The 10,681-nt window shown below is 47.8% G+C and carries 11 protein-coding genes; 4 read left to right on the forward strand and 7 right to left on the reverse strand.

The genetic code is table 11. The features are described 5' to 3' along the window. Positions 1 to 912, reverse strand: a 912-nt coding sequence (gene uvrC, locus KB557_RS05845) for an excinuclease ABC subunit UvrC (protein WP_261354989.1), incomplete at its 3' end; no start/stop codon positions are given. Between the two features lie 60 nt (positions 913 to 972). Here uvrC and coaD point away from each other — a divergent pair. Continuing rightward, entirely contained in the window at positions 973 to 1,455 is a 483-nt protein-coding gene (gene coaD / locus KB557_RS05850) for a pantetheine-phosphate adenylyltransferase (protein WP_255132227.1), read from the forward strand. Positions 1,456 to 1,470: 15 nt separating this feature from the next. Next, the gene (locus KB557_RS05855) at positions 1,471 to 2,379 is read left to right on the forward strand and encodes a hypothetical protein (protein ID WP_255132229.1); all 909 of its coding nucleotides are present in this window, start codon (positions 1,471 to 1,473) and stop codon (positions 2,377 to 2,379) included. Here the strand turns inward: KB557_RS05855 and KB557_RS05860 are convergent. The 5 genes from KB557_RS05860 to dapF are packed head-to-tail and all read right to left on the reverse strand — an operon-like array spanning position 2,376 to position 7,093. Next, on the reverse strand, positions 2,376 to 3,677 hold the full coding sequence (locus KB557_RS05860; RefSeq protein WP_255132231.1) for a D-alanyl-D-alanine carboxypeptidase/D-alanyl-D-alanine-endopeptidase: 1,302 nt from the start codon (positions 3,675 to 3,677) through the stop codon (positions 2,376 to 2,378). The genes KB557_RS05855 and KB557_RS05860 overlap by 4 nt on opposite strands. After that, a complete protein-coding gene (locus tag KB557_RS05865; protein ID WP_255132233.1) occupies positions 3,655 to 4,182 on the reverse strand; it encodes a DUF4330 domain-containing protein in 528 nt (175 codons plus the stop codon). The genes KB557_RS05860 and KB557_RS05865 overlap by 23 nt, the downstream gene beginning before the upstream one ends. Before the next feature lie 34 nt (positions 4,183 to 4,216). Continuing rightward, positions 4,217 to 4,900, reverse strand: coding sequence for a DUF1995 family protein (locus KB557_RS05870; RefSeq protein ID WP_255132235.1), 684 nt, complete (start codon positions 4,898 to 4,900; stop codon positions 4,217 to 4,219). Continuing rightward, entirely contained in the window at positions 4,897 to 6,066 is a 1,170-nt protein-coding gene (locus tag KB557_RS05875) for an aminotransferase class V-fold PLP-dependent enzyme (RefSeq protein ID WP_255132237.1), read from the reverse strand. The genes KB557_RS05870 and KB557_RS05875 overlap by 4 nt, the downstream gene beginning before the upstream one ends. Further along, the gene (gene dapF / locus KB557_RS05880) at positions 6,059 to 7,093 is read right to left on the reverse strand and encodes a diaminopimelate epimerase (RefSeq protein ID WP_255132239.1); all 1,035 of its coding nucleotides are present in this window, start codon (positions 7,091 to 7,093) and stop codon (positions 6,059 to 6,061) included. Before dapF ends, KB557_RS05875 begins: the two co-directional genes overlap by 8 nt. Positions 7,094 to 7,119: 26 nt before the next feature. Between dapF and KB557_RS05885 the strand changes: the two genes are divergently transcribed. Further along, on the forward strand, positions 7,120 to 7,413 hold the full coding sequence (locus tag KB557_RS05885; RefSeq protein ID WP_255132242.1) for an Hfq-related RNA-binding protein: 294 nt from the start codon (positions 7,120 to 7,122) through the stop codon (positions 7,411 to 7,413). Between the two features lie 4 nt (positions 7,414 to 7,417). After that, complete coding sequence (gene leuS / locus KB557_RS05890; protein WP_255132244.1) at positions 7,418 to 10,006, forward strand: leucine--tRNA ligase; 2,589 nt, start codon at positions 7,418 to 7,420, stop codon at positions 10,004 to 10,006. Positions 10,007 to 10,016: 10 nt separating this feature from the next. Here the strand turns inward: leuS and KB557_RS05895 are convergent, their stop codons facing one another. Continuing rightward, on the reverse strand, positions 10,017 to 10,460 hold the full coding sequence (locus KB557_RS05895; protein WP_255132246.1) for a hypothetical protein: 444 nt from the start codon (positions 10,458 to 10,460) through the stop codon (positions 10,017 to 10,019). Positions 10,461 to 10,681 lie beyond the last annotated feature (221 nt).

Genomic DNA, 10,681 nt, shown 5'->3' on the forward strand with positions numbered 1-10,681 from the left:
CGCGCCGGGGGATGCCGCTTCGGCATCAGCTGTATAGCCAAGGCGCCCAACTAATTTACCTGCTCTAACTTGAAATAATTGAACTGCAGCTACACGATCATCACTTGCTAATGCAATCACATCTCTACTGATATCAGAATCTGGTAAGGCAACTTTCTGTTCTGATGTAAGTAACTCTAATCCTTTTAATTGATCGCGAGCCAGTGCGGCTGCTTCAAAATCAAGACGTTCGGCATAGCGAATCATTTGCTGTTGTAATAAATCAAGCAGTTCATCATTCCGGCCTTGAAATACCATTGCAACTTTTTGGATTATTATTTTGTAATTTTCTGCAGAAATTTTTTCCTGGCAAACTCCAGGGCATCTGCCGATGTCATAGTTGAGGCAGGTTCTATCTCGATGCAAGGGTTGAGGCCGTTGCCGCAGTGGAAATACTCGCTTAACGATTGCTAGGGTGCGCCGCAACAAACCAACATCAACATATGGCCCATAAAAACGATCACTCGCGCGGCGGAATCTTCGTTGCCTTGTAATGAATATACGCGGATAATCTTCGCTCCACGTGATGCACAAATATGGGTATTTTTTATCGTCCTTTAAAAGAACATTAAAATGAGGCTGATGGTTTTTTATTAGATTTGATTCAAGAACTAACGCCTCAGCTTCACTATCGGTAACGATGAATTCAATCTCCACCACTTGGCGAACCATTAAGTTGATTCTTGGGCGATCGGATGGTCCATCACGGAAATAGCTACGCACTCGGCTGCGCAAACTTTTTGATTTACCTATGTAAAGGATGCGATCTTCAGCATCACGCATTAAGTAACAGCCTGGTTCTACTGGCAGAGCCTTAAGCAAAGCCTCCAATCGAGCTGGATCCTGAATGAGTGGCTGGTGGCCCGCCTTCAGCCCTGTGATGGAAACCCCTGGAGCGCGTTGCGTCACTCTAGGGAGAGCAACCCCATAAGCATGCGGGCCGTTTATCCAGGTAGTTTCGATCCAGTTACCCTTGGGCACCTCGATTTAATTCAAAGGGCCAGCGCCCTTTTTGATGAAGTGGTGGTGGCAGTGCTGCAAAACCCAAACAAGCAGCCCACTTTTAGCCTTGAAAAACGTTTGCAACAACTAAGTATTGCTACAAGCCATCTTCCCCAGGTGCGGATCACAAGTTTTTCTGGCTTAACCGTTAACTTCGCTTTGCAAGAGCAGGCACGCGTAATCCTGCGCGGTTTGAGAGCCCTGAGCGATTTTGAATTTGAGTTGCAATTGGCCCATACAAACGCCAGCCTCTCCCCTGCTGTAGACACACTTTTTATGGCTACAGCTGTAAGCCACAGCTTTTTAAGTAGCAGTGTTGTTAAGGAAGTGGCCCGTTTTGGCGGTGATGTGGCACATATGGTGCCCGAAATGGTGGCGAGCGATCTGATCGAGCTGTTTAATCAACAGGAGTGATATTGCGAGAAGCAGATGGCCCAGGCTCGATTGGAAGTACTCGATCAGCTTGATCAGCTAGAAGAAATTGTGCTGGAGGGAACGCGGGTTCCCTTCTCCGGTGGTCGCCTGGTTAACGAGCAAGACGCTGTTGAAATACTTGATGCGGTTCGCCAATCACTGCCTAGGGAGGTGGATCAGGCCGTTGAACTGATGCGTCAAAAAGAGGCTTACCTAGCGCAGGCACGCCAGCAGGCTGAAGAAATTATTAGCCAAGCCCGTAGGGAGAGGGATGCCTTGATTAACGGTGCCAGCGTTCGACAAGAGGCGGAGCGCCAAGGAGCCGAAGTGCGCGAACAGGCCAGGCAACAAGGAGAGCAACTGCTCGTACAAGCAAGGCGGCAAGTTGCTGCCACCGAACAGGAACATCAAGCAAGAGTGGCCCAGATGGACCAGCAATTTGCAGGAAGACGTCAGCAGTTGGAACAGGAGGCTGGTGCGCGTTTCCAACAGTTAGAGCAGGAACACCAACAAATGAAACGCAGTTCGGCTGAAGCCCATGAACGAAACCGCCAGCAATCACTCCAAGAACTAGAGCAAATCCGCCAAGAGGCCACAAGGCTTCAGCAAGAAAGCCAAGCAGAAGCAGAGCGGCTGCAAAAAGAAGCACTTAATTTCCGCCAAACTACGCAGCAACAAGCTGAAGCTTTGCTTTTGCGCAGTCGTCAAGAAGCGGCCACTGTGCAGCAAGGTGCTAATCGCTATGCCGAGCAGGTGCTTGGCGAACTAGATAGTCGCTTGCAGGAGATGGGCAAAGTTGTTATCGCTGGCAGACGCGAGCTTGTAAGGCTGCAAAGCAGTGATCTTGAGGTTCCGCCAGATCAGGGGAATTCAGTATCAATAAATCGCAGCAACGCTCGCAAAATTGGCCGCCGTTCTGCTTAAAAAACCAACTGGCGGCAATGGCCTGCCCCCAGGCCCAACTTCAAAACCCTTCCCATCACAGCAACCGGGGCAGCAGACCCATTTGAAATCATGCTCACATAAACAGGTCCGTCTGCTGTGCTCAGCACACCAGAAATTGCTTTTACGCCGCTGATCGTGCCTGTTTTACCGCTAAACCTGCCCTCCAATTCGGTACCTCGAAAATAAGAAGCCAGAGTGCCTTTCTGGCCACTAACGGCCATGCTCGCAAGGTAGTTTTTGGCGTAGGGATGTTGGGCCATGCGTAGCAACAGTGCGGTTAACAACCTGCTGGTAACGCGGTTGCCCCGATCGAGTCCGGAACCATCCTGAATTGCCACCCCCTGGATGGGCAAACCTTGCTGCTGCAGCCACTCCAAGGTGCGTCGCTGGGTGATTGGCAAGTTCCAGCTGCCGGTGCCTTCGCGAAGCAGCACCTCTGCTGTGAAGTTGTGGCTTTCACTATTGGCCAAGCTGAGTAAGTGATGCATCGATTTCGATGATTCGCTTAGCAGCAAAATGCTGTCTGCTGGTTTTGTACTACCGGCTGGAATTGAACTAATCATTGCGGTGCGGCCATTACGGCCAATTTCCTGGCTGAGCAGGCGCTCCATGCGGGCAGGGGGGTTCTGCACCGACATATCAACAGCATTTGAGGTAAGCGCGAGCCGCGTGATCGGAGCTCCGTAGTCGTAGTTGCGATCTGCCAGCGACCAACCCTGGGGCCACCATCTACTGACGGGTTCTTCCTCCAGCTGAAGGCGCACAAGGCCGCTGCCAGAGTTACTGCTGCCGCCAGAACCTGAGGCCAACTTGGCGAAACGTTTTAGTTGCAGGAAGCCAAGGCTGGGGTCGCCACTGCCCAATAGCCGGAAAGTGCCATCTGGTAACTGCCAAAGCTCGGTGTTAAGGCGGTGATCTGGCCCCAGCCGATCCAAGGCAATAGCGGTGCTTAAAAGTTTTTGATTTGAGGCGGGTATGCGAGGTCGATCACCGTTTATATCGGCAAGTAATCGACCGCTGGGATCGGCCACACTGATGCTCCACACAGCAGCCTCTGCCCCAACAACTTGTTGCACCCCCCTTTGCAATTGAGGGCACATCACCTGGGCTTGCAGCATGGGTAACCCCATGGGGCTTAGCAGCGGCAGGGGTGGCGGCTCAAGCTGCTGGGCTCTAACAGAACTAAATTGAGCGCCTAAATTACAACTTGCAAGTAAACCAGTTACCCACAAGGCTTTAACTAAATTAAACATATCAGGGGTTAATAATTTGAACATTGCTAACTACTCCATTAATTCGATAGGTGGCGCCATCTAATTCAACAGGTGAGCCAATTTTTAAAGCTTGATTACCTAATACAACGCCGGCTTTACTTACCTGGCCATCGCCTCGGAGCACAAAACGAGCATCAAGTGTGGAAAAACCACTTGCATTCGGATCTGGAGCAGTTGTAACAACGCCGCTGGGGAGCACCACTACAACTCTTTTGTTTATTGCTGTTACTTGCTTGATATCTACGCTTCCGTGGGGTTGATTACGAATCACGAGGCTCGTTTTAGCGTCAGCTCTGATTTTGTTTAACAAGGCATTGGGGTTTTCGGAAGGAATACCCTTCACATCAACAGTTACGAGCACGGATTTCATGCCTCCGGTTGCCCTAGCAACGCTGCCAGCAAGTTTGGGGCTCCAAATAACACCCACGGCGGCTAGCAATACTGCAGCTGCAGCGCCAAGATCTATTGGGTTTAAACGCTTCAAAAAATTGCTTGGCTTCTCTGCCATGGTGTTAAAAACGGTTTCCAGAGCTTAGGTGGAGTTAGCTCAACTCATTCAAAAATCGATCAAGCGCCCTTAATCCCTGGCCCAAAGGATTACTAAGGGCTTCGTCTAATTCTTCAGGGGCTGGTTTTTTATCAAAGGCAGCTACTGGCACAAAACCGCTATCGCCTTGTTTGAAGAGCAACCACTGATCTGGATATGCATGCAGCAGAGCCGCCTCTAACAACGGTTGAAGGCTGTAAGCGTTTTGCCAGGTTGCGAGAAAACCCTTTCTGCGAGCCCGCGCCACGCTGCCAATACCAACGGCAGCATCCTCCAATCTGCCGTTCAGTAAAAGCAACGGACCGCCGTGGTTCTGGCAAATACTTTCCACAGCGCTGTAATCAGGAGGGAGTGGAGCCACAAAAATCAATAAATCTGCGCTGTTGCTTTGGTTTGCTTCCTGCAAATTCAGCCAATCATTGAGGTTCGAACAGCTGCTCGCGATATTTGGTGCATCTCGCTTAGCTAGGGCACTGGCGCCGGCATCAGGAAATACCAATGAGCAAGCAAACGATGCGTTTTTTATTTCTGCCAGAAGCCGCAATGCAACTGGCAGAATTCGCAGCCCTTCAAAGCGCAATTCAGCACTCCAACGACCCTTTGGTTCTGCTTTTATGGCTGCCAATAGCGCTGCTAGCAGCTGAGTTTCGGCGCTAAAAAGATCGCTAGGCAAGTTCATTGCAATTTTTCCAGCGATAGTTCAGCCAAACAGCGCTCAAATAAAGCTGGTATTTCATCTAGATCAGAGGGCTCAAGCCATGGTCCAAAGCTGAAGCGCAAGCCACTGGCTGCTTCTGCATCACTCAAGCCAAGGGCTAACAAATTTGAGTTGGCTAATTCTTTACCACTACTACAGGCGGAACCACTGCTGCAGGCAACGCCTCCACGGGCCATTGCTCGCACCATCGATCTGCCAGAAAGGGGAACGCCTTCTGGGCTACTCAAAAGCAGGCTTAGGTGATGGGGAAGCCTTTGCTTGGGATTGGATGGTCCGCTGAGGCGCACGCCAATTAATGCCAGCAACTGCTCCATTAAGCGATCCCGCAACTGGGCCAACTGCTCAGCTGGATGGGGCTGGCATGTTTGCCTCAATTCAAGAGCCTTCACCATGCCAGCAGCCAAGATCACCGGCTCAGTGCCGGATCGATGCCCCCCCTCCTGAGCACCACCACGTATCTGCGGCTGTAGCTCGATGCCATCAGCGAGCAACAGAGCCCCAACCCCCCGCGGACCCTGGAATTTATGGGCGGATACAGAAAGTAAATCAACTGGAATTGCTTCTAAATCCACTAAAACCTCCCCTGCCACCTGAACCGCATCGCTATGGAGCAAAACACCCTTCGCCTTGCAGAGTGCTGCTACAGCCGCCATTGGTTGAAGCGTTCCCACTTCAGCGCTACCCCAAACGAGGCTAAGCAAACGGGTGGGAGGCTCAAGTAATTTCTCCAGCTCCTCCAGCTTCACAAGCCCCTGCTGATCAACGGGTAACAATTCAATTTGCCAGCCTTCTAATCGAAGTTGAGCGGCAGGGGCTTTTACAGATTGATGCTCAAGGGGTGAAAGCAGCAATCTGCCAGGAGTTAATCGCCTGCACACCCCAAAGAGAGCAAGATTATTTGCTTCGGTGCCACCGGAAGTAAAAATAACTTCCCCTTTCTTAAGCCCAACTAGGGCAGCCAACTCAAGGCGGCTTCGTTCTAAAAGATCGGCGGCCATAAGGCCAGCACTGTGAAGGCTAGATGGATTCGCCCAGCAATCAGCGTGATGTTCAGCCATAGCTGCCAACACCAGTGGATGGGGCGGGGCCGCAGCGCAGGCGTCTAAATAAAGCAATGAATCAACCACCTTTGATACGTTTGATTGTGCGTTGCTCAATAGACTCATTGGCTAGATCTACCAATTGATTTAGTGAAAATTTATCCAACACTGCCATTGCGTTTGCGCGAGCGCTGGCGCTCGGGCAATTTTCAGGATCTAAGCAGCCCTGGCTGCAATCAGTTGAGCAATCAATAGATTTAGTGAATTGCAATTCTGTATTTTCCTCTAAATAACAGTAACCACTAAAAACAAATTCAGCAGGGCCAATCATTTGCAGATGGTTGGCCTCGTCCCAGCGAATATGAAGGGAGCCCCCAGGCAGCTCAATATCTGCTTCACGAGCGCAAGCGCCACGCAAATGGCTTGCAACCAAAACGGCACACGCTCCAGTACCACAGGCAAGAGTTGCGCCAGCTCCGCGTTCCCATACCTTCATTCGCAGCTGGTTTGGCGAAATCACCTGAACGAAATGCACATTCGTGCGGGCGGGAAAAGCAGGATGTATTTCCAACTCACTACCCAATTCTGTAAAAGCAATTAGATCAAGGTCATCAACCTGAACCACTGCATGGGGATTGCCCATGCCAACAGCAGCCACAAGCAGCTGCTCACCTGCCACCTCCAACCAGGCTTCTGGCAGCAATTCACCAGCATCAATGCTCGTGGGAATGGCCGAGGGGGATAGAAATGGTTCCCCCATGTCTACCGAAACCTGTTGATCGGCTAGAAGCTGCGGAACGATGATTCCTGCAGGTGTTTCCACCCGCCATGAACCGGATGGAGTGGCGCCATCGAGGTCGGCTAGAAAACGAGCAAAACAGCGGACCCCATTACCGCACATTTCAGCCTCAGAACCGTCTGCATTAATTATTCGCATCCGCACATCACCCAGTCCCTGTGGAGGTAGAGCAAGGATCAACCCATCAGCGCCAACACCGAAGCGGCGATCGCACAACAAGCGTGCCTGATCTGGATGTATCGGGGGTGATTCAGTTTTGCGGGCGTCAATCAAAATAAAATCATTGCCTAAGCCCTGATACTTGCGAAACTGCATTCCGGCACTGAAGCTGTCTTGATGGTATGGCCTCTAGCCCACTGCTGGAAATGAATACAAACCTGCCAGGTGTGCGGCTGCTGCAGCAATGGATCCGCGAAAAGCAGGAGCTCCGTATTCAGTTGCCAGATGGTTCAGCCCTGGAGGGGTATTTGCAATGGCAAGATCCGGAGTTTTTAGCCTTGATAGCTGAAGGCAAGGAGTTACCAGAATTGCTCAGCCGCAACCATGTGGTGCGGATCACGGCAATTAACCAAAATGATGGCCTGGAGCAGGGCACAATTCCTAGTTCGCGGCCTTGCCTTCCTCAAACAAACTGAACGCATGACTCGTTTTGATAAGCAAAGCTCCGAAAATCGATATAACCCCAGTGAATTGGAGCCAGAATGGCAAAAACGGTGGGAGCAGCTCGGGCTAAATCGCACGCCCGAGCCAAGTGCAAAAAGGAGTGAAAATTTCTTCGCCTTATCTATGTTTCCCTACCCATCTGGGAATTTGCACATGGGACACGTGCGAAATTATGTAATAACAGACGTTATCGCCCGGCAACAACGGCTGAAAGGTAAGAAAGTTCTTCATCCAATGGGGTGGGATGCCTTCGGACTTCCAGCGGAAAATGCAGCTAACGAAAGGGGTGTAGATCCGGCGGATTGGACAATACAAAATATTGAACAAATGCGGGTTCAATTAAAGAAATTAGGCCTATCGATTGATTGGGAACGAGAAATCAGCACATGCAATCCTTCATTCTATAAATGGACCCAATGGTTATTTTTACAATTCTTTGCTGCCGGTCTTGCTTATCAGAAAGAAGCAAATGTTAATTGGGATCCAATTGACAAAACAGTATTAGCAAATGAACAGGTTAATAGTGAAGGGAGATCCTGGCGATCGGGAGCACTAGTTGAGAAGCGAAAATTAAAGCAATGGTTCTTAAGAATTACAGATTTTGCAGATGATCTTTTAACTGATCTAGATGGCCTGAATGGTTGGCCAGAAAGGGTATGCACAATGCAAGCAAATTGGATCGGCCGAAGCAGGGGCGCACAATTCAGTTTTAAATTGGAGCAAGCGGAAAGAGATTTAAATGAACCAGATTTAAATTTAGATGTATTTACAACAAGACCAGATACAATTTATGGTGTTACCTATGTGGTTCTTGCTCCTGAACACCCTCTAGTGGCAAAACTAACAACTAAGCAACAGCAAGAATCAGTAAAAAGCTTTCAAGAAGAGGTTGCTGCTAAAAGTGAATTAGAACGAATGGCGGAGGATCAAGATAAAAATGGCGTAGCACTTGGGGGAACAGTTATACATCCACTAACAGGGAAAATAATTCCGGTGTGGATAGCAGATTACGTGTTGCCAGATTACGGAACAGGAGCGGTTATGGGAGTGCCAGCCCATGACAAGAGGGATTATAGCTTTGCCAAAAAATACAACTTAGCCATACAAAATGTGATATTAAAAGCGGGAAATGATGCTAATCACGATCCCAATCAAGCCTTCACTGAATTAGGGATACTTGAAAATTCTGAAAATTTCAACGGTCTTGAAGGGGAGCAGGCTAAGCAAGCGATCATTAGCAAAGCAGAAGAAGAAGGTTTTGGAATAGGTAAAACAACATATCGATTACGAGATTGGCTAATTTCACGGCAACGCTATTGGGGCTGCCCAATACCCGTAGTTCATTGTAATATCTGTGGTGTAGTTCCAGTTCCAGTTGAGAAATTACCCGTTAAACTCCCTAAACGAGGTGAGCCTGTAGCAAGCATTCCTTGCCCTACCTGTGGTAGAGACGCAAAACCCGAAACAGATACCATGGACACATTTATGTGTTCAAGTTGGTATTATTTACGATATACAGATACAGAAAACCAAGATCTTCCTTTTGCGAAACAAACCGCATCAAAATGGCTACCTGTTGATCAATATGTAGGAGGCGTAGAGCACGCAATTTTGCATCTACTTTATTCACGATTTTTCACAAAAGCATTAGCAAAAAAAGATCTAATTTCCTTTAATGAGCCATTTAAGCATTTGCTAACTCAGGGCATGGTGCAAGCTATTACCTTTAGAAATCCAAAAACTGAAAAGTATATTGCCCCAACAGAGGTATTGGATATATCAAACCCATTAGATCCAGGCGATGGAACGCTATTAGATGTTTACTACGAGAAAATGTCTAAATCTAAATATAACGGTGTTGATCCTGGTGTGGTAATTGATAAGTATGGAGCAGATACAGCGAGAATGTTTATTCTATTTAAAGCACCTCCAGAGAAGGACTTGGAGTGGGATGATGCAGATGTTGAGGGGCAATTTCGTTTTCTACAACGCATTTGGCGATTATGCCAGAGCGCAAAAGATCGAAATTCAAGGATTCAATTAAATTTGAACAATGCATTTGGCGAACTAAATGCAAAAAACAAAGATATTAGACGCGCTGTGCACACAGCAATCAAGGCAATCAGTGAGGATTTGAGTGGTGAGGAATTGCAATTTAATACAGCAATTTCAGAATTAATGAAACTCTGTAATACGCTCACAACTCATCTTGAAGAAGCCAATGAGAATGTTGCAGGGGAGGCTATTGCAGCATTACTTATCTTACTTGCTCCATTTGCACCCCATTTGGCAGATGAATTATGGATGCAATTAGGTGGAGTAGATAGTGTTCATCAGCAGAAATGGCCAATCGAAGACGAAAAGGCATTAATTACAGATACTATCACAATAATTCTTCAGATAAACGGAAAAGTAAGAGATAATCTGCATGTAGCACCAGATATAGATGCAGATACGTTAAAGAAATTAGCGCTTGAAAGTGATGCTTCCAAGAAATGGCTCGAGGGGGCTGAACCTAAAAGAATTATTGTTGTGCCAGGTAAATTAATTAATTTGGTTTCATAAAAACAGGTAATTAATGAATGTGATTGCTCTTTGCATATGCCTTCACATATTCATCCATAGAAGCGCAAGGCATCCATTCAGCCCCCATTGCATGGGCACCAGAACAACCCATTTGAATAGCCTTTTTTTGAGCTAATTCCTTTGTTGAAAACATAGTTGATTCAGTTTTTACCTGTGCAATGCTCCAGCGAGATGGATCAATACGAATTGGCCCCATACCTACCATTCCAGCCCAAGCAACCCCCATTGTGGTAATTCCAGCGGTTAATACCCCCATATTCACAACAGCAACACTGATCAAACCCATGCCCACTGCTCCAACTGACAACACGCCCATAGGTACCACACCAATTGCAATTATGCCCATTGGCACGATCCCAATTGCGATAATTCCTAATGGGGCGATACCAGTAGCAAGAAGTTTTGGTTTATGACTACAACTGTCGTTAAGCATTTTTTTTAACCTAAAGCCCTGTGATTTTACCAAAACCAGCTGGTGACCGCAAATTCGCTTTTCTAAATCCTAACCTAAGCTCAAAGTGGAAATAAATAATTTAATATCTAAACAGTCTAATATTCTAATAACCTAATATCTTTTCAAGTTAAATAACCATGAAATAAAATCCATGTATCATTAAGCAGCTAAGTAAACAAATTTAGACAAAGCTGTCCGGG

It is taken from the genome of Synechococcus sp. Cruz CV12-2-Slac-r (assembly GCF_024346075.1).
Classification (GTDB): domain Bacteria; phylum Cyanobacteriota; class Cyanobacteriia; order PCC-6307; family Cyanobiaceae; genus Synechococcus_D.

Bases quoted from the DNA above. Each gene is read 5' to 3' on its own strand.
- KB557_RS05885 (WP_255132242.1), top strand. From the start codon at position 7,120: ATGGCCTCTAGCCCACTGCTGGAAATGAATACAAACCTGCCAGGTGTG.
- KB557_RS05860 (WP_255132231.1), bottom strand. From the start codon at position 3,677: ATGTTCAAATTATTAACCCCTGATATGTTTAATTTAGTTAAAGCCTTG.
- KB557_RS05895 (WP_255132246.1), bottom strand. From the start codon at position 10,460: ATGCTTAACGACAGTTGTAGTCATAAACCAAAACTTCTTGCTACTGGT.
- KB557_RS05855 (WP_255132229.1), top strand. From the start codon at position 1,471: ATGGCCCAGGCTCGATTGGAAGTACTCGATCAGCTTGATCAGCTAGAA.
- leuS (WP_255132244.1), top strand. From the start codon at position 7,418: ATGACTCGTTTTGATAAGCAAAGCTCCGAAAATCGATATAACCCCAGT.
- KB557_RS05865 (WP_255132233.1), bottom strand. From the start codon at position 4,182: ATGGCAGAGAAGCCAAGCAATTTTTTGAAGCGTTTAAACCCAATAGAT.
- dapF (WP_255132239.1), bottom strand. From the start codon at position 7,093: ATGCAGTTTCGCAAGTATCAGGGCTTAGGCAATGATTTTATTTTGATT.
- KB557_RS05870 (WP_255132235.1), bottom strand. From the start codon at position 4,900: ATGAACTTGCCTAGCGATCTTTTTAGCGCCGAAACTCAGCTGCTAGCA.
- coaD (WP_255132227.1), top strand. From the start codon at position 973: ATGCGGGCCGTTTATCCAGGTAGTTTCGATCCAGTTACCCTTGGGCAC.